General features: G+C 65.8%; 18 protein-coding genes and 1 tRNA gene. 16 read left to right on the top strand and 3 right to left on the bottom strand.

Annotated features, from left to right (window positions below; translation table 11 throughout):
- The first annotated feature begins 4 nt into the window (after nt 1–4).
- The 8 genes from lptA (at nt 5) to LGM71_RS29000 (ending at nt 7,046) form a co-directional block, all read left to right on the top strand.
- The gene (lptA, locus tag LGM71_RS29035; protein ID WP_059464489.1) at nt 5–670 is read left to right on the top strand and encodes a lipopolysaccharide transport periplasmic protein LptA; all 666 of its coding nucleotides are present in this window, start codon (nt 5–7) and stop codon (nt 668–670) included.
- On the top strand, nt 667–1,443 hold the full coding sequence (gene lptB / locus LGM71_RS29030) for an LPS export ABC transporter ATP-binding protein (protein WP_059598832.1): 777 nt from the start codon (nt 667–669) through the stop codon (nt 1,441–1,443). The genes lptA and lptB overlap by 4 nt, the downstream gene beginning before the upstream one ends.
- Nucleotides 1,444–1,577: 134 nt before the next feature.
- Nucleotides 1,578–3,083 (top strand): RNA polymerase factor sigma-54, encoded by a 1,506-nt coding sequence (locus LGM71_RS29025; protein WP_059598833.1) that lies wholly within the window; start codon nt 1,578–1,580, stop codon nt 3,081–3,083.
- 159 nt (nt 3,084–3,242) lie between these two features.
- Nucleotides 3,243–3,602: a ribosome hibernation-promoting factor, HPF/YfiA family gene (gene hpf, locus LGM71_RS29020; RefSeq protein WP_006477786.1), complete on the top strand. Its 360-nt coding sequence runs from the start codon at nt 3,243–3,245 to the stop codon at nt 3,600–3,602.
- Between the two features lie 169 nt (nt 3,603–3,771).
- Nucleotides 3,772–4,311 (top strand): PTS sugar transporter subunit IIA, encoded by a 540-nt coding sequence (locus tag LGM71_RS29015; protein WP_059598834.1) that lies wholly within the window; start codon nt 3,772–3,774, stop codon nt 4,309–4,311.
- Nucleotides 4,312–4,430: 119 nt separating this feature from the next.
- Entirely contained in the window at nt 4,431–5,399 is a 969-nt protein-coding gene (gene hprK / locus LGM71_RS29010; protein WP_010090664.1) for an HPr(Ser) kinase/phosphatase, read from the top strand.
- A 76-nt stretch (nt 5,400–5,475) separates the two neighbouring features.
- Nucleotides 5,476–6,384, top strand: a complete 909-nt coding sequence (rapZ, locus tag LGM71_RS29005) for an RNase adapter RapZ (RefSeq protein ID WP_059526093.1) — start codon at nt 5,476–5,478, stop codon at nt 6,382–6,384.
- A 26-nt stretch (nt 6,385–6,410) separates the two neighbouring features.
- Complete coding sequence (locus LGM71_RS29000; protein ID WP_059598835.1) at nt 6,411–7,046, top strand: LON peptidase substrate-binding domain-containing protein; 636 nt, start codon at nt 6,411–6,413, stop codon at nt 7,044–7,046.
- Between the two features lie 113 nt (nt 7,047–7,159).
- Here the strand turns inward: LGM71_RS29000 and mutY are convergent, their stop codons facing one another.
- Nucleotides 7,160–8,266 carry an A/G-specific adenine glycosylase gene (gene mutY, locus LGM71_RS28995; protein WP_226117742.1) on the bottom strand — a complete coding sequence of 369 codons (1,107 nt, stop codon included), beginning with the start codon at nt 8,264–8,266 and terminating at the stop codon, nt 7,160–7,162.
- Between the two features lie 37 nt (nt 8,267–8,303).
- Nucleotides 8,304–9,131, bottom strand: coding sequence for a bifunctional DNA-formamidopyrimidine glycosylase/DNA-(apurinic or apyrimidinic site) lyase (gene mutM, locus LGM71_RS28990; RefSeq protein WP_059598837.1), 828 nt, complete (start codon nt 9,129–9,131; stop codon nt 8,304–8,306).
- Nucleotides 9,132–9,217: 86 nt separating this feature from the next.
- Between mutM and LGM71_RS28985 the strand changes: the two genes are divergently transcribed.
- The 8 genes from LGM71_RS28985 to hisC all read left to right on the top strand — a co-directional run bounded on the left by LGM71_RS28985 (nt 9,218) and on the right by hisC (nt 16,396).
- Nucleotides 9,218–11,041, top strand: coding sequence for a tetratricopeptide repeat protein (locus tag LGM71_RS28985; RefSeq protein WP_124626297.1), 1,824 nt, complete (start codon nt 9,218–9,220; stop codon nt 11,039–11,041).
- Entirely contained in the window at nt 11,041–11,661 is a 621-nt protein-coding gene (lolB, locus tag LGM71_RS28980; protein ID WP_124626472.1) for a lipoprotein insertase outer membrane protein LolB, read from the top strand. The genes LGM71_RS28985 and lolB overlap by 1 nt, the downstream gene beginning before the upstream one ends.
- A gap of 27 nt (nt 11,662–11,688) precedes the next feature.
- Complete coding sequence (gene ispE, locus LGM71_RS28975; protein WP_226117740.1) at nt 11,689–12,570, top strand: 4-(cytidine 5'-diphospho)-2-C-methyl-D-erythritol kinase; 882 nt, start codon at nt 11,689–11,691, stop codon at nt 12,568–12,570.
- A gap of 53 nt (nt 12,571–12,623) precedes the next feature.
- Nucleotides 12,624–12,700 (top strand) — tRNA-Gln (locus tag LGM71_RS28970).
- A gap of 44 nt (nt 12,701–12,744) precedes the next feature.
- Nucleotides 12,745–13,707: a ribose-phosphate pyrophosphokinase gene (locus tag LGM71_RS28965; RefSeq protein WP_006483739.1), complete on the top strand. Its 963-nt coding sequence runs from the start codon at nt 12,745–12,747 to the stop codon at nt 13,705–13,707.
- A 162-nt stretch (nt 13,708–13,869) separates the two neighbouring features.
- Nucleotides 13,870–14,478, top strand: coding sequence for a 50S ribosomal protein L25/general stress protein Ctc (locus tag LGM71_RS28960; RefSeq protein ID WP_059598854.1), 609 nt, complete (start codon nt 13,870–13,872; stop codon nt 14,476–14,478).
- 120 nt (nt 14,479–14,598) lie between these two features.
- A complete protein-coding gene (gene pth / locus LGM71_RS28955; protein WP_059451462.1) occupies nt 14,599–15,198 on the top strand; it encodes an aminoacyl-tRNA hydrolase in 600 nt (199 codons plus the stop codon).
- A 130-nt stretch (nt 15,199–15,328) separates the two neighbouring features.
- Nucleotides 15,329–16,396: a histidinol-phosphate transaminase gene (hisC, locus tag LGM71_RS28950; protein ID WP_124626301.1), complete on the top strand. Its 1,068-nt coding sequence runs from the start codon at nt 15,329–15,331 to the stop codon at nt 16,394–16,396.
- An 81-nt stretch (nt 16,397–16,477) separates the two neighbouring features.
- Here hisC and LGM71_RS28945 read toward each other — a convergent pair whose 3' ends face one another.
- On the bottom strand, nt 16,478–16,744 hold the full coding sequence (locus tag LGM71_RS28945) for a YfhL family 4Fe-4S dicluster ferredoxin (protein ID WP_059507779.1): 267 nt from the start codon (nt 16,742–16,744) through the stop codon (nt 16,478–16,480).
- Nucleotides 16,745–16,767: the final 23 nt, after the last annotated feature.

Below are 16,767 nucleotides of genomic sequence, written 5' to 3'. Positions count from 1 at the left end.
CTGCATGAACGAACCGTTCCCTCGACAGAATTCCGGCGGCGCTGCGCGCGCCGTCCGCGCCGCGCTCGCCGCGACGCTCGTGGCGCTCCCGCTCGTCGGGCTGGCGCCGCTCGCCCATGCCGAGAAGGCCGACCAGAACAAGCCGATCAACGTCGAGGCGGACAACCTGACCTATGACGACCTGAAGCAGGTGACGGTCGCGACCGGCAACGTCGTGATCACGAAAGGCACGATCATCATCAAGGGCGACCGCGTCGAAGTGCGCCAGGATCCCGAAGGCTATCAGTACGCGACATCGTTCGGCAGCGGCAAGAAGCACGCGACGTTCCGTCAGAAACGCGAAGGTCTCGACGAATACATCGACGGCGACGCCGAGCGCATCGACTACGACGGCAAGCAGGACCTGACGACGCTGACCACCGCCGCGACCGTGCGCCGCCTGCAGGGCACGTCGACGATCGCCGACACCGTGCACGGCAGCGTGATCACGTACGACGGCCAGCGCGACTTCTACACCGCGAAGGGCGGCAAGGACGTCGCGGCGCCGGGCAACCCGAACGGCCGCGTGCGCGCGATGCTGTCGCCGAAGAACGGTGGCCCCGGGCAGCTGAACGGTGCGCCGGCGAAGTTGTCGCCGTCGACCACGATCCAGGGAGCGCCGGGCCAATGAACGCGCTTTCGAACCGCCAGCCGGCCGGCACGACGAGCTCGCTCGTCGTCCGCAACCTGAAGAAACGCTACGGCTCGCGCACGGTCGTCAAGGACGTGTCGCTCGACGTGAAGAGCGGCGAAGTCGTCGGCCTGCTCGGCCCGAACGGCGCCGGCAAGACGACGTCGTTCTACATGATCGTCGGCCTCGTGCCGCTCGACGCGGGCGAGATTTCCCTGAACGGCAGCTCGATCAGCCTGCTGCCGATCCACAAGCGTGCGTCGCTCGGCCTGTCGTACCTGCCGCAGGAAGCGTCGGTGTTCCGCAAGCTGACCGTCGAGGAAAACATCCGCGCGGTGCTCGAACTGCAGCACGGCGACGACGGCAAGCGGCTGTCGAAGGACGCGATCGCGGCGCGCACCGAGGCGCTGCTCGACGAGCTGCAGATCGGCCACCTGCGCGAGAACCCGGCGCTGTCGCTGTCGGGCGGCGAACGCCGTCGCGTCGAAATCGCGCGCGCGCTGGCGACCAACCCGAACTTCATCCTGCTAGACGAACCGTTCGCCGGCGTCGACCCGATCGCAGTGCTCGAGATCCAGAAGATCGTCAAGTTCCTGAAACAGCGTAACATCGGCGTGTTGATTACCGATCACAACGTCCGCGAAACGCTCGGCATCTGCGACCACGCATACATCATCAGCGACGGTTCGGTGCTCGCCGCCGGCGCGCCGAGCGAAATCATCGAAAACGAAAGCGTGCGCCGCGTGTACCTCGGCGAACACTTCCGCATGTAACCTTCCCCGCGGCTGGCCGCCCCCTCCGGCGTCCGGCGGCTCCCGCCTGCGGCCGTGCGCCGCGCCGCGCGTAATCGCGGATGGCTCAAGGCACCTGGGTCGTGGCAAACTGCCGGTATGACTCCCTCTCTGCCATGAAAGCCAGCCTTCAACTCCGCCTGTCGCAACACCTGGCACTGACACCGCAACTGCAGCAGTCGATCCGGCTGCTGCAGTTGTCGACGCTCGAACTGCAGCAGGAAGTCGCGATGGCCGTCGCGCAGAATCCGCTGCTCGAGAACGATGACGAATGGATCGCGAGCCCGCTGCGCGTCGCGGCGGACGGATCGCTGATCGCGCAGACGCCGCCCAGCCAGAATACCGAGTCGGGCGCCGCGAACGGCAGCAGCCAGTCGAGCGATCGCGCCGAGCGCGACGAACCGGCCGCCGCCGACGAATACGACAGCTACGCATCGGGCGACGCCGGCGACGGCCCGCAGTGGAATCTCGACGAGTTCGGCCGTTCGAGCGGCGCATCGGACGACGACGACCTCCCGCCGCTGCAGGTGCAGGAAGCCGCGACGTCGTTGCGCGACCACCTGTCCGCGCAATTGCGCGTCACGCAGGCCAGCCCGCGCGATCGCGCGCTCGTGATGTTCCTGATCGAATCGCTCGACGACGACGGTTACCTGACCGCCTCCCTCGACGAAGTGCTCGCCGACCTGCCGCCGGAACTGGAAATCGACTGCGACGAACTGAATGCGGCGCTCGCGCTGCTGCACAGTTTCGACCCGGCCGGGGTCGGGGCCCGCTCGGCGTCCGAATGCCTGAAGCTGCAGTTGCTGCGCCTCGATCCGTCCCCGACACGCACGCTCGCGCTCGAGATCGTGTCGCAGCATCTCGAACTGCTCGCCGCCCGCGACTTCACGCGGCTGCGCAAGCACCTGAAGGCGAGCGACGACGCGCTGCGCGACGCGCACGCGCTGATCCGTTCGCTGGAGCCGTTCCCCGGCGCCGCGTACGGCAAGGCCGAGGCAGACTACGTCGTGCCCGACATCATCGTGAAGAAGGCCGGCCAGGGCTGGCTCGCGGAACTCAATCCGGAAGTGATGCCGCGCCTGCGAATCAACAACCTGTACGCGAACATCCTGCGCAACAGCCGCGGCGACCCGTCGGCCGGATCGTTGAAACAGCAGCTCCAGGAAGCACGCTGGCTGATCAAGAACATCCAGCAGCGATTCGACACGATCCTGCGTGTCGCGCAGGCTATTGTCGAACGTCAGAAGAATTTCTTTGCGCACGGTGAAATTGCCATGCGCCCCTTGGTTTTGCGGGAAATAGCTGATACGCTGGGCCTACACGAGTCGACTGTCAGCCGTGTGACAACTGGCAAGTACATGCTGACCCCGTTCGGGACGCTTGAATTTAAGTACTTCTTCGGATCACACGTTTCGACCGACACCGGAGGCGCCGCATCGTCGACCGCCATCCGAGCCCTGATCAAGCAACTGATAGGAGCTGAAGACCCAAAATCGCCACTTTCGGACAGCCGCATTGCCGAGCTGCTGGCAGAACAGGGATTCGTGGTCGCGCGCCGCACGGTTGCCAAGTATCGCGAAGCCCTCAAAATCCCGGCAGTGAATCTGCGCAAGTCTCTTTAAGCCTGCTGCCTGCCCGGCGGCAGGCGTGTTCCGGCCACCGCGCACACGGGGAACAGGCCGGGCGACTTGTCCGCGAATGTGCCGCTACCTGCGGCAGGGGCAAGTCGACCGGAGCGCCGCCTCGATGCGGCCGGGTGGTCACTCGCTTGGAGAAGCACTATGAACCTGAAGATCAGTGGACATCATCTCGAAGTCACGCCTGCAATTCGCGAATACGTGATCACCAAGCTGGACCGGGTGCTACGGCATAGCGATCAGGTAATCGATGGCACTGTGATCCTCTCGGTCGACAATCACAAGGAAAAGGACAAGCAGCAGCGCGCGGAAATCAATCTGCATCTGAAGGGCAAGGACATCTTCGTCGAAAGCGCGAACGGCAACCTGTACGCTGCGATCGATCTGCTGATCGACAAGCTGGATCGCCAGGTCGTCAAGCACATGGAGCGTCTGCAGACCCATGCGCACGACCCGATCAAGCTGCAGCCGTCGATCGACCAGATCGAACTGCCGCCGCAATAACGTTCACCGCAATACACACGCCACCCGGTTCGCCGGGCGTTTTTTTTGTGTCCGAGCGGCAGTGGTGCGACCGGTCCGTCCATGCCGCGCCACGCACGCGGCTGTGCTCAATAATGTTCCGGTTATCGCCGGGGGGCGTTGGGTGCGGTAGCTGCCTTGCAGGTTTCCGATGCCGAACGCCTTGATATCGCCGAACATGGAAAATCAGTCTGCCGCCGCAAGGAGACCCCAGGCCGCCCAATCGCCTGCCAACATGAATCGCCTAGCCAAAATCCTGCCCATAGAGAACGTCGTCATCGACCTCTCCGTCACCAGCAAGAAACGCGTCTTCGAACAAGCCGGGTTGATCTTCGAGAATCAGAACGGCATCGCCCGCAGCACCGTCACGGATAACCTGTTCGCGCGCGAGCGCCTCGGTTCGACCGGGCTCGGCGAAGGCGTCGCGATTCCGCACGGGCGCATCAAGGGGCTCAAGCACCCGCTCGCCGCGTTCGTGCGGCTGGCCGACGCGATCCCGTTCGAAGCGCCCGACGGCCAGCCCGTCGGTCTCCTGATTTTCCTGCTCGTCCCCGAGCAAGCCACCCAGCAGCACCTCGAGATCCTGTCGGAAATCGCGCAACTGCTGTCCGATCGCGACGCGCGCGAGCGTCTGCACAACGAAACGGATATCGCCGAGTTGCATCGCCTGCTCACTCAGTGGCAACCTTGAGTTGATCCGGGCGGAATTTTTCCGGCACGAGGCGGCATACGCCGTCGTCCAGGGCCGCCCGGCATGGCGACGTCCGTCGCCGCGCGCCTGCACACCGGCCCATTGGAGTGACGAGAGTCATGGATACGTCCAGCATCAACGCCCAGAGCATCTTCGACGACAACGCGGCCACGCTGAAGCTGAGCTGGCTGACGGGGCATGAAGGCTGGGAGCGCGGTTTTTCGGCCGACACCGTCGCCAACGCAACGTCGAGCGCCGACCTCGTCGGCCACCTGAATCTGATCCACCCGAACCGGATCCAGGTGCTCGGCGAAGCCGAAATCGACTACTACCAGCGGCAGACCGACGAAGACCGTTCGCGCCACATGGCCGAGCTGATCGCCCTCGAGCCACCGTTCCTCGTCGTCGCCGGCGGCGCTGCGGCGCCGCCCGAACTCGTGCTGCGCTGCACGCGCTCGTCCACGCCGCTGTTCACGACGCCGATGTCGGCCGCCGCGGTGATCGACAGCCTGCGGCTCTACATGTCGCGCATCCTCGCGCCGCGCGCGACGCTGCACGGCGTGTTCCTCGACATCCTCGGGATGGGCGTGCTGCTCACCGGCGACTCCGGGCTCGGCAAGAGCGAACTGGGCCTCGAACTCATCAGTCGCGGCCACGGCCTCGTCGCGGACGATGCCGTCGACTTCGTCCGACTTGGCCCCGATTTCGTCGAAGGCCGCTGCCCGCCGCTGCTGCAGAACCTGCTCGAAGTGCGCGGCCTCGGCCTGCTCGACATCAAGACGATCTTCGGTGAAACGGCGGTCCGCCGGAAAATGAAGCTGAAGCTGATCGTCCAGCTCGTGCGCCGCCCGGACGGCGAATTCCAGCGGCTGCCGCTGGAAAGCCAGACGGTCGACGTGCTTGGCCTGCCGATCAGCAAGGTCACGATCCAGGTTGCGGCCGGCCGCAACCTCGCGGTGCTCGTCGAGGCGGCCGTGCGGAATACGATCCTGCAGTTGCGCGGAATCGACACGTTGCGCGATTTCATGGATCGGCAACGACTCGCAATGCAAGATCCCGACAGTCAGTTCCCCGGCAAGCTCGTGTAACGCTCCCCGCGCCGGCCTCGCAGCGCCGACGCGTCGAGCCGGTGCTATGATGAAACGTCAGGATTCTCTGCTTCCCATGCGCATCGTCCTTATCACCGGCATCTCCGGCTCAGGCAAGTCCGTCGCGCTGAACGCGCTCGAAGACGCAGGCTACTACTGCGTCGACAACCTGCCGCCGCACGTGCTTCCCGAACTCGCCCGCTACCTGGCCGACGGCGGCCAGCACCGGCTCGCGGTCGCGATCGACGCGCGTTCGAGCGCGTCGCTGGACGAAATGCCCGGTCTGATCCGCGCGCTGTCGCTCGAGCACGATGTCCGCGTGCTGTTCCTCAACGCGAGCACGCAGGCGCTGATCCAGCGCTTCTCCGAAACGCGCCGGCGCCACCCGCTGTCCGGCTCGCCGTCGCACGACGCGAACGTCGGGCTGCTGTCGTCGCTCGAGGAAGCGATCGAGCGCGAACGCGAGCTGGTCGCACCGCTCGCCGAATTCGGCCACCAGATCGATACCAGCACGCTGCGCGCGAACGTGCTGCGCACGTGGGTCAAGCGCTTCATCGAGCAGAAGAACAACGACCTGATGGTGATGTTCGAGTCGTTCGGTTTCAAGCGCGGCGTGCCGCTCGATGCCGACCTGATGTTCGACGTGCGCGCGCTGCCGAACCCGTACTACGACCATGAGCTGCGCCCGCTCACCGGGCTGGACCAGCCGGTCATCGCCTTTCTCGACGCACTGCCGATCGTCCACCAGATGATCGACGACATCCATGCGTTCCTGACGAAATGGCTCCCGCACTTTCGCGAAGACAACCGCAGCTACCTGACCGTCGCCATCGGCTGCACGGGCGGTCAGCATCGCTCGGTGTTCATCGCGGAAACGCTCGCCGCGCGCCTCGCGCACGATGCGAACGTGATCGTGCGGCATCGTGACGCGCCCGTGGATGTCGACGCGTCGTCGCGGCTCGTCGCCGAGGTCGAACGACCTTAGCGACACCGCCCTCTTGCCGGTGCGCCATGTCCACGCTATCGACCACCCTGATCGACCTGCCGCTGTTTCCGCTGCACACGGTGCTGTTCCCCGGTGGCTGGCTGCCGCTCAAGGTGTTCGAGGCGCGCTATCTCGACATGTCCCGCGCATGCCTGCGCGACGACGCGCCGTTCGGCGTGTGCCTGCTGAAGAGCGGGCCCGAAGTCGCGCAGGACGGTGCCGTATCGGTGCCCGAGACGATCGGCTGCATGGCGCGCATCACCGAGTGCGATACCGGCGAATTCGGGATGCTGTACCTGCAGGCGATCGGCACGCAGCGGTTCGAGCTGCTGTCGTATCGCGTCGAAGGCAACGGGCTGCTGGTCGGGATCGCGGAGCCGCTGCCCGACGACATCCCGCTCGAAGGTGAACAGGCGCTCGCGCAATTCGGCTCGTGTGCCGAGGTGCTGGAGCGCATCATCGAAGCGCTGAAGAAATCCGAACCGGACAAGATGCCGTTCGCCGAACCGTTTCGTCTCGACGACCCGAGTTGGGTATCGAACCGCCTCGCTGAACTGCTGCCGCTCGACCTGCGTGCGCGGCAGAAATTGATGGAATTTCCGGACGTCGGCGCGCGGATCGATGCCGTGCACCACGTGCTCGATCGGCACGGATGGCTGTAAGCCTCGGCTGGCCAAACGCGTCGCAGCGGCGTCACCGAGCGAATCATCCTGGCAGGCAAAACACCCGCGGCGGCCCGGCGCTTCCGTGAGCGCGCCGCGCCCTTCCCTTTTCTTTACAGCAGCGGCCCGCTCAACGCATCGAGCAGCTTGCGCACGGGCGCCGGCACGCCGTACGCATCGAGCCCCGCCAACGGCACCCACGCCGTCTCGGCATCCTGCACGTGCGTGAGCGGCCGCCCGCCGTTCGCCACATCGCTCAGCCGCGGCTCGATCTCGAGCCGGAAATGCGTGAACGTGTGCGTGAACGGCGCGAGCGGCACCGGGCCGCCACCGCCGAAGCCACGTGCGAGTTCCGCGAGTGCCACATCGCCGTCTGCCTGCGGCAGGCACCACAGGCCGCCCCAGATGCCGGCCGGCGGACGTCGCTCGAGCAGCACGGCGTCGCCGTCGCGCAACACGAGCATCCAGGTCTTGCGCGTCGGCACCGCCTTCTTCGGCCGCGCGGCCGGAAGTTCGCGCTGCCGTCCCGTCGATTGCGCGACACAGTCGCCCGCGAACGGGCAGCGCGCGCAATCCGGCTTGCCGCGCACGCACAGCGTCGCGCCGAGATCCATCAGCCCCTGCGTATAGGCACTCACGTCGGCCGCGTTCGCGGCATCCGGCAGCAGCGATTCCGCAAGCGCCCACATGTCGTTCTCGACGCGCTTCTCGCCCGGAAAGCCTTCGACGCCGAACACCCGCGCCAGCACGCGCTTCACGTTGCCGTCGAGGATCGTCGCGCGCGCACCGTACGCGAACGACGCAATCGCCGCGGCCGTCGAACGGCCGATGCCCGGCAGTTCGGCGAGCGCTTCCGGCGTCGACGGGAATACGCCGCCATGCTCGGCGACGACGACCTGCGCGCAGCGATGCAGGTTGCGTGCGCGCGAGTAGTAGCCGAGCCCGGCCCACAGCGCCATCACGTCGTCGGACTGCGCGGCCGCGAGCGCGGCGACGTCGGGAAAGCGCTCGAGAAAGCGCGTGTAATACGGGACGACGGTCGAGACCTGCGTCTGCTGCAGCATGATTTCCGACAGCCAGATCCAGTAGGGATCGCGGGTGTTCTGCCACGGCAGGTCGTGGCGACCGTGCACGCGCTGCCAGGCAATCAGGCGCGTGGCGAACGTGCGATGCAGCGGTGTGACGGGGAACGGAGCGGGAGCAATGCGGGGCGGCTTCAAGTGTTCGAATCTTTGGAAAGAGGTTGCAACGCGCGACTCAACGCTGGCAGGTCGGGCAGAAATAGGTCGAGCGCTGCCCCTGCACGATCTGGCGGATCGGCGTGCCGCATGTGCGGCAAGGTAGCCCCGCCCGGTCGTAGACGAAGCAGTCGAGCTGGAAATAGCCGCTTTCGCCGTTGCTGCCGACGAAATCGCGCAGCGTGCTGCCGCCGCGCTCGATCGCGTCGGCGAGGGTCGCGCGCACCGCGTCGGCCAGCCGCTCGTAGCGCGGCAGCGACACCTTGCCGGCGGCGGTCGTCGGCCGGATGCCCGCGCGAAACAGGCTCTCCGACGCATAGATGTTGCCGACGCCGACGACCATGTTGCCCGCGAGCAGCGCCTGCTTGACCGACACCGTGCGGCCGCGCGTGCGCGCGTGCAGCAGCGCGCCGGTGAACGCCGGCGAGAACGGCTCGACGCCGAGGCTGGCGAGCAGCGGATGCGCATGCACGTCGCCCGCTTCGCGCGGGTGCCACAGCACCGCGCCGAAACGGCGCGGATCGCGGAACCGGAGCACGAATTCGTCGAAGATCCAGTCGATGTGGTCGTGTTTCGCGGCGACCGGCACGCCGGCCGCGGGCAGCACGCGCAGCGTGCCCGTCATCCCGAGATGAACGATGAACCAGCCCGCGTCGACCTCGAACAGCAGATACTTGCCGCGACGCTCGACGGCGAGCACCTCGCGCGCGCGCAATTGCTCGGCGAGCTCCGCCGGCACGGGCCAGCGCAGCATCGCGGTACGGACGTCGACACGCTCGACGCGGCGGCCCGCGACAAAGGGCTCGATGCCCCGGCGCGTGACTTCGACTTCTGGCAACTCTGGCATGTTTTGCGGGTCTGAGACTGGATTCACGATCGTGCGTGTATTGTAGCGAGCGCGTTACAATCGGTTGAAACATCGAACGGATTTCCATGACCTTGCCCTCGAAGCTGCTTCTGAAGCGCCCCGCCGCCGTGCGCGGCGCGCGCGCCTTCCCGGTCCGCCGTGCGCTCGGCGCCGCGCTGTTCGCCGCGTGGACCCTCACCGCCTTCCCGGCTCACGCGCAGAATCCGGCATCGGACGACGCGGAGCCGCAGGGCGCGTTCGAGCACGTAATGCCGGACGAGAAAAAGGATCTCCCGGGCGTCCCGCTGACGAGCCAGATCGTCTATCAGGTGCTGGCCGCCGAGGTCGCGCTCCAGCGCAACCAGCCCGCGCCGGCCTACCAGACCTACCTCGCGCTCGCCCGCGACACGCGCGACCCCCGCATGGCGCAGCGTGCGACCGAGATCGCGCTCGGCGCGCAAAGCCCGGCCGACGCGCTGTCCGCAGCCAATCTGTGGCGCCAGTACGCACCCGATTCGAACCGCGCATCGCAAGTCGACGCCGCGCTGCTCGTGCTCGCCGGCAAGCCGGCCGACGCGCAGCCGATGCTCGCGCGCGAACTGGCCCGCGCGACCGGTGAAACGCGCGGCCCCGCGATCCTCGCGCTGCAGGCACTGCTGGTGCGCGGCGCCGACCGCGTCGGCGGCCTCGCGGTGCTGAAGGACATGCTGAAGAACGACATGAACCGCCCCGAGGCGCAGCTCGCGATCGCGCGGCAGCAAATCGCGGTCGACGACAAGGAAGGCGCGGCGCAGTCGCTGAAGCAGGCGCTGCAGATCCGCCCCGACTATCTGCCGGCGGCGCTGATGCTGTCGCAGATGGGGCCCGCCGAGCGCGCGGCCGGCATCGCGTCGTTCGAGAAATATGTTCAGCAGAATCCGAAGTCGCGCGATGCGCGCCTCGCTCTGTCGCAGCTCTATCTCTCCGACGACCGCCTCGACGACGCGCAGAAGCAGTTCGAGACGATGCGCAAGCTCGACTCGAAGGACCCGACGCCGCTGATGGCGCTCGCGCTGATCAAGATCCAGCAGAAGAAGCTCGACGACGCGAGCGCGTACCTGAAACAGTACGTGCAGCTCGGCGACAAGCAGCCGAACCTCGACGTCGGCCAGGGCTACATCTACCTCGCGCAGATCTCGATCGAACAGGGCAACGATGCGCAGGCGTCGCAATGGCTCGACAAGGTCGACCAGACGAGCCAGCACTACCTGCCCGCGCAGATCACGCGCGCGCAGCTGCTGCAGAAACAGGGCAAGACCGACGAGGCGCGCAAGGTGCTCGACGACCTGCCGATCAGCGATCCGCGCGATGCGGCCGTGGTCGCACGCACCGATGCGTCGATCCTGTTCACCGCGAAGCGCTATCCGGAAGCCGAGGCGCGACTCGCGCAGGCAGTCCAGGATTTCCCGGACGATCCCGACCTGCGCTACGACTACGCGATGGCGGCCGAGAAGACCGGCCACTACGCGGCGATGGAAAAGCAGCTGCGCGAGCTGATCCGCACGCAGCCCGACAACCCACAGGCGTACAACGCGCTCGGCTATTCGCTCGCCGATCGCAACCAGCGCCTGCCCGAGGCCAGCAAGCTGATCGACAAGGCGCTGTCGCTCGCGCCGAACGACGCGTACATCATGGACAGCCTCGGCTGGGTGAAGTACCGGATGGGCGACACGGCGGGCGCGACGAAGGTGCTGCGGCGCGCGTACGAGCTGCAGCCGAACGCCGAGATCGGCGCGCACCTCGGCGAAGTGCTGTGGAAGAGCGGCGCGCAGGACGACGCGCGCGTCGCGTGGCGTGCCGCGCAGAAGCTCGAACCCGACAACGACACGCTCGTGCAGACGCTCAAGCGCCTGCAGGTCAACGGCCTGTGATGCGGATGTTCCCGATGCTTTCCCCGTCTTCCCGCGCGCTGCGCGCGCTTGCCGCGGCTGGCGCCGCGCTCGCGCTCGTCGGCTGCGCGAGCACGCCGCCGTCGGCAAATGCGCCGTCGGGCGCCGTGCTGCAGACGGCCGCGACACACGCGTACCACGGCCGCTTCGCGGTGCAGTACAGCGACCGCCTCGGCCGACCCCAGAACGTGTACGGCAACTTCGACTGGCAGGAGCACGGCGACGACGTGTCGCTCGAACTGCGCAGCCCGCTCGGCCAGACGCTCGCGGTCGTGAAATCGACGCCGCAGGCCGCATCCCTCGAACTGCCGAACCGCCAGCCGCAATACGCGACGGACGTCGGCGAACTGATGCAGAATGCGCTCGGCTTCTCGCTGCCGCTGGCCGGTCTGCGCTATTGGCTGCTGCCGACGCCCGCGCCCGCGACGCCCGCGCAGACGGTGCGCGACCCCGCGGACACGACGCACGTCAAGCAGATCCGCCAGGACGGCTGGACGATCGACTATCTCGCCTACGCGGACGCACCGGCGACGGGCGTCAAACGCGTCAACCTCGTGCGCGCGACGCCGCCGCTCGACATCAAGCTCGTGCTCGACCAGTAAGCACGTGAACCTAGCCCCGACATACGCATGACCGATTCGACCCGCTCGCTGCGCAACTGCCTTGCGCCCGCGAAACTCAACCTGTTCCTGCACATCACCGGCCGTCGACCGAACGGCTATCACGATCTGCAGAGCGTGTTCCAGCTGCTGAACTGGGGCGATACGCTGCACTTCACGCTGCGCGACGACGGTCGCGTCGCACGCGTCACCGACGTGCCGGGCGTGCCCGAGGAAAGCGATCTCGTCGTGCGCGCGGCCAACCTGCTGAAAACGCACACGGGCACCACGGCCGGCGTCGACATCGAGATCGACAAGCGCCTGCCGATGGGCGCGGGCCTCGGCGGCGGCAGCTCGGACGCGGCGACGACGCTGCTCGCGCTGAACCGCCTGTGGCAACTCGATCTGCCGCGCACGGAACTGCAGTCGCTCGCGGTGAAACTCGGCGCGGACGTCCCGTTTTTTGTTTTTGGAAAAAATGCGTTCGCAGAGGGTATCGGAGAAGAATTAGCTGAGGTAGAATTGCCGACTCGCTGGTTCTTGGTTGTGACGCCACGAGTTCATGTCCCCACCGCTGAAATTTTTTCAGATGAGTTGTTGACAAGAGATACGAAGCGCGTCACAATTACGGACTTTCTTGCACAGCAAAGCAGCGATGCGGGATGGCCAGACAGCTTCGGCCGGAACGACATGCAGCAAGTTGTGACAAGTAAGTACGCGGAAGTTGCGCAGGTGGTCAAATGGTTGTATGATGTGACCCCCGCGAGGATGACCGGCTCCGGAGCAAGCGTGTTTGCAGCGTTTCATAGCAGGCACGAGGCAGAAGCGGCGAAAGCCAAGCTGCCCACCAGTTGGAACGGTGCAGTTGCCGAGAGTCTGAACGAGCATCCGCTCTTCGCTTTCGCGTCATGAAGTTTTGCTTTATCGGATGGCCTACAAGTCCGGTGAAGTTATCAGTTGAGTGTAGGGGAGTCGCCAAGTTGGTCAAGGCACCGGATTTTGATTCCGGCATGCGAGGGTTCGAGTCCTTCCTCCCCTGCCAAAAATTTTCCCGCATTTCCCGCCTAAGCCTGAAGCAGGTGCACGATGAGCAGCCACAGCCATGATGGCTTGATGGTCTTTACTGGCAACGCGAATCCCGCGCTCGCCCAGGAAGTCGTCAATATCCTTGGAATTCCCCTCGGCAAAGCAATGGTCAGCCGTTTCTCCGACGGCGAGATCCAGGTCGAGATCCAGGAAAACGTGCGCGGCAAGGACGTCTTCGTCCTGCAATCCACGTGCGCGCCCACGAACGACAACCTGATGGAACTGATGATCATGGTCGACGCGCTCAAGCGTGCGTCCGCCGGCCGGATCACTGCCGCCATCCCCTACTTCGGCTATGCCCGCCAGGACCGTCGCCCGCGCTCGGCGCGCGTCGCGATCTCGGCGAAGGTCATCGCGAACATGCTGGAAATCGCCGGCGTCGAGCGGATCATCACGATGGATCTGCACGCCGATCAGATTCAAGGCTTCTTCGACATTCCGGTCGACAACATCTACGCAACGCCGATCCTGCTGGGCGACCTGCGCAAGCAGAACTACTCGGATCTGCTCGTCGTGTCGCCGGACGTCGGCGGCGTGGTCCGTGCCCGGGCACTCGCGAAGCAGCTCAACTGCGATCTCGCGATCATCGACAAGCGTCGTCCGAAGGCGAACGTCGCCGAAGTGATGAACATCATCGGTGAAGTCGAAGGCCGCACCTGCGTGATCATGGACGACATGGTCGATACGGCAGGCACGCTCTGCAAGGCAGCGCAAGTGCTGAAGGATCGCGGTGCGAAGCAGGTGTTCGCGTACGCGACGCACCCGGTTCTGTCGGGCGGCGCCGCCGACCGCATCGCCGCATCGGCACTCGACGAGCTGGTCGTCACCGATACGATCCCGCTGTCGGCCGAATCGCTGGCGTGCTCGAAGATCCGCTCACTGACGAGCGCGAGCCTGCTGGCCGAAACGTTCTCGCGGATTCGCCGCGGCGACTCGGTGATGTCGCTGTTCGCGGAATCCTGATCGCGGAACGACACGACATAGCATGCGCGGAAAGCGAAGCGGCAACGCTTCGCTTTTTGCACAATCGGACGGGATAGACGAAGCCCCGTCCGTTTCATCGGGGGCCGCCATTTCGCCGGCCCCGTTTTACTGCCTGGTCGCGGGCAGCTAATGGAGAATCACATGAAAGTCGTCGCTTTCGAGCGCCAACAGCAAGGTACGGGTGCGAGCCGCCGCCTGCGCAACGCCGGTAAGACCACGGGTATCGTCTACGGTGGCGAAGCAGCCCCGCAAAAGATCGAACTCGATCACAACGCGCTGTGGCACGCACTGAAGAAGGAAGCCTTCCACTCGTCGATCCTCGACCTCGAAGTGGCTGGCCAGTCGCAACAGGTTCTGCTGCGCGACGTGCAATACCACCCGTTCAAGCAACTCGTGCTGCACGTGGACTTCCAGCGCGTCGACGCGAAGAAGAAGCTGCACACGAAGGTGCCGCTGCACTTCCTGAACGCTGAAGTCAGCCCGGCAGTGAAGCTGTCGAGCGCAATCGTCTCGCACGTCACGACGGAAATCGAAGTCGAGTGCCTGCCGTCGGCTCTGCCGGAATTCCTGGAAGTCGATCTGTCGAAGATCGAAGCAGGTCAGTCGCTGCACGCGAAGGACATCGCACTGCCGAAGGGCGTGACGCTGGTCGCGCACGTCGACGCGGAAAACCCGGTTGTCGCATCGGCGACGGTCCCGGCTGGTGCCGTGTCGGACGCAGCAGGCGAAGGCGAAACGCCGGCTGCCTAAACGGCCGCCTACGCGCCCGTTCGATCCGTTTCAAGAAACGGTCGACACAACCCGCCGCGGCTTGCCCGGCGGGTTTTTCTTTTTCTGCGCCCAGGCGGGCGCTGCCGCCTACGAAACGTCATGATCAAACTGATCGTCGGCCTCGGCAATCCCGGGGCAGAATATACTGCGACGCGCCACAACGCCGGCTTCTGGCTGATCGACCAGCTCGCCCGCGAAGCAGGCGCGACGCTGCGCGACGAGCGCCGCTTCCATGGCTTCTACGCGAAGGCGCGCCTGCACGGCGAGGAAGTCCACCTGCTCGAGCCGCAAACCTACATGAACCGCTCCGGCCAGTCGGTCGTCGCGCTCGCGAGTTTCTTCAAGATCCTGCCCGACCAGATCCTCGTCGCGCACGACGAACTCGATCTGCCGCCCGGCACGGTGAAGCTGAAGCTCGGCGGCGGCAGCGGCGGTCACAACGGTCTGAAGGACATCACCGCGCATCTGTCGTCGCAGCAGTACTGGCGCCTGCGCATCGGCATCGGCCATCCGCGCGACCTGATCCCGGAAGGCGCGCGCGCCGGCGCGAAGCCCGACGTCGCGAACTTCGTGCTGAAGCCGCCGCGCCGCGAAGAGCAGGACGTGATCGACGCATCGATCGAGCGTGCGCTCGCCGTCATGCCGATGGTCGTCAAGGGCGAACTCGACCGCGCGACGATGCAGTTGCATCGCAACTGACTGCGCACCGCACCGGCATGGTGCAACGTGCCGTCCGGCGCCGCCGGGCGGCGTCTCGGTCGTGCGCAATCGCGCACCGCCGCATCCACATGCGGTAATCTGGTTGTTTTTGCCCGTCAGGAGCCAAGCGGTGAGCCGTTACTGGAGCGACATCGTTCAGCAACTCGTGCCTTACGTGCCGGGCGAACAGCCCGCGCTCGCACACCCCGTCAAGCTGAACACCAACGAGAATCCCTATCCGCCTTCGCCGCGCGTCGTCGCGGCGATCGCACGCGAACTCGGCGACACCGGCGACACGCTGCGCCGCTATCCCGACCCACTCGCGCGCGCACTGCGCGAGACGGTCGCGGCCCATCATCGCATCAAGCCCGAGCAGGTCTTCGTCGGCAACGGCTCCGACGAGGTGCTCGCGCACGCGTTCCAGGCACTGCTCAAGCATGACCGGCCGCTGCGCTTTCCCGATATTTCGTACAGCTTCTACCCGACCTACGCGCGCCTGTACGGTGTCGAGACCGCAATCGTGCCGCTCGCGGACGACTTCTCGATCCGTGTCGAAGACTATCTCGACGATGTGGGCGGCGTGCTGTTTCCGAACCCGAACGCGCCGACCGGGCGCGCGCTGCCGCTCGCGGACATTGAGCGGATTGCGGCCGCGAACCCGTCGTCGGTCGTGTTGATCGACGAAGCGTACGTCGATTTCGGCGCGCAATCCGCGATCACGCTGATCGACCGCCATCCGAACCTGCTCGTCGTGCACACGACGTCGAAGGCGCGCTCGCTCGCGGGCATGCGCGTCGGCTTCGCGTTCGGCGATGCGGCGTTGATCGACGCACTGAATCGTGTGAAGGACAGCTTCAATTCCTATCCGCTCGACCGGCTCGCGCAGGTCGCCGCGCAGGCAGCATACGAGGACACCGACTACTTCGGTGCGACCTGCCGACGCGTGATCGACAGCCGCGCGCGGCTCACGCACGCGCTGGAGGCACTCGGTTTCGACGTCGTGCCGTCGAGCGCGAATTTCGTGTTCGCGCGCCATCCCGCGCACGATGCGGGCACGATCGCGGCAAAGCTGAAGGATCGGGAAATTTTCGTACGGCACTTCCGGGCGCCACGCATCGACCAGCATTTGCGCATCACCGTCGGCACCGACGCCGAATGCGACGCGCTCGTCGCGGCATTGCGCGACCTGATCGGCTGAAGCGAAGGGAGAAGTGGAACCGGCGCCGAACGGCGCCGGTCAGGGGATTCATGACGTTGCGACGCGCGCGTCGCCGCACGGTCACTGCGCGTCGTCGCCCTTCGCGGCGATCAACGCGTGATACTTCGCCATCAACTGCGCGTGCGATTCCTCATGCTGCGGATCGCGCGGAATGCATTCGACCGGACACACCTGCTGGCATTGCGGTTCGTCGAAATGGCCGACGCACTCGGTGCACTTGTTGGGGTCGATCACGTAGATATCCGGGCCCATCGAAATCGCGCCGTTCGGGCACTCTGGCTCGCACACGTCGCAATTGATGCACTCGTCGGTAATCATCAAAGACATACTGGTCTCACTTCTTCAGGCCG

This window comes from Burkholderia sp. AU33545 (genome assembly GCF_020419685.1).
GTDB classification, from domain to species: domain Bacteria; phylum Pseudomonadota; class Gammaproteobacteria; order Burkholderiales; family Burkholderiaceae; genus Burkholderia; species Burkholderia diffusa.
Note: the sequence above shows the minus strand (reverse complement) of the source record. Positions and strands in the feature narration are given on the sequence as shown.

Excerpts from the sequence above, each read along its gene's own strand:
- lolB (WP_124626472.1), top strand. The coding sequence starts at position 11,041 with ATGCGGATGTTCCCGATGCTTTCCCCGTCTTCCCGCGCGCTGCGCGCG.
- pth (WP_059451462.1), top strand. The coding sequence starts at position 14,599 with ATGATCAAACTGATCGTCGGCCTCGGCAATCCCGGGGCAGAATATACT.
- rapZ (WP_059526093.1), top strand. The coding sequence starts at position 5,476 with ATGCGCATCGTCCTTATCACCGGCATCTCCGGCTCAGGCAAGTCCGTC.
- ispE (WP_226117740.1), top strand. The coding sequence starts at position 11,689 with ATGACCGATTCGACCCGCTCGCTGCGCAACTGCCTTGCGCCCGCGAAA.
- LGM71_RS28945 (WP_059507779.1), bottom strand. The coding sequence starts at position 16,744 with ATGTCTTTGATGATTACCGACGAGTGCATCAATTGCGACGTGTGCGAG.
- LGM71_RS29015 (WP_059598834.1), top strand. The coding sequence starts at position 3,772 with ATGCCGAACGCCTTGATATCGCCGAACATGGAAAATCAGTCTGCCGCC.
- LGM71_RS28965 (WP_006483739.1), top strand. The coding sequence starts at position 12,745 with ATGAGCAGCCACAGCCATGATGGCTTGATGGTCTTTACTGGCAACGCG.
- LGM71_RS29000 (WP_059598835.1), top strand. The coding sequence starts at position 6,411 with ATGTCCACGCTATCGACCACCCTGATCGACCTGCCGCTGTTTCCGCTG.
- LGM71_RS28985 (WP_124626297.1), top strand. The coding sequence starts at position 9,218 with ATGACCTTGCCCTCGAAGCTGCTTCTGAAGCGCCCCGCCGCCGTGCGC.
- hprK (WP_010090664.1), top strand. The coding sequence starts at position 4,431 with ATGGATACGTCCAGCATCAACGCCCAGAGCATCTTCGACGACAACGCG.
- mutM (WP_059598837.1), bottom strand. The coding sequence starts at position 9,131 with ATGCCAGAGTTGCCAGAAGTCGAAGTCACGCGCCGGGGCATCGAGCCC.
- lptB (WP_059598832.1), top strand. The coding sequence starts at position 667 with ATGAACGCGCTTTCGAACCGCCAGCCGGCCGGCACGACGAGCTCGCTC.
- lptA (WP_059464489.1), top strand. The coding sequence starts at position 5 with ATGAACGAACCGTTCCCTCGACAGAATTCCGGCGGCGCTGCGCGCGCC.
- LGM71_RS29025 (WP_059598833.1), top strand. The coding sequence starts at position 1,578 with ATGAAAGCCAGCCTTCAACTCCGCCTGTCGCAACACCTGGCACTGACA.
- LGM71_RS28960 (WP_059598854.1), top strand. The coding sequence starts at position 13,870 with ATGAAAGTCGTCGCTTTCGAGCGCCAACAGCAAGGTACGGGTGCGAGC.
- hpf (WP_006477786.1), top strand. The coding sequence starts at position 3,243 with ATGAACCTGAAGATCAGTGGACATCATCTCGAAGTCACGCCTGCAATT.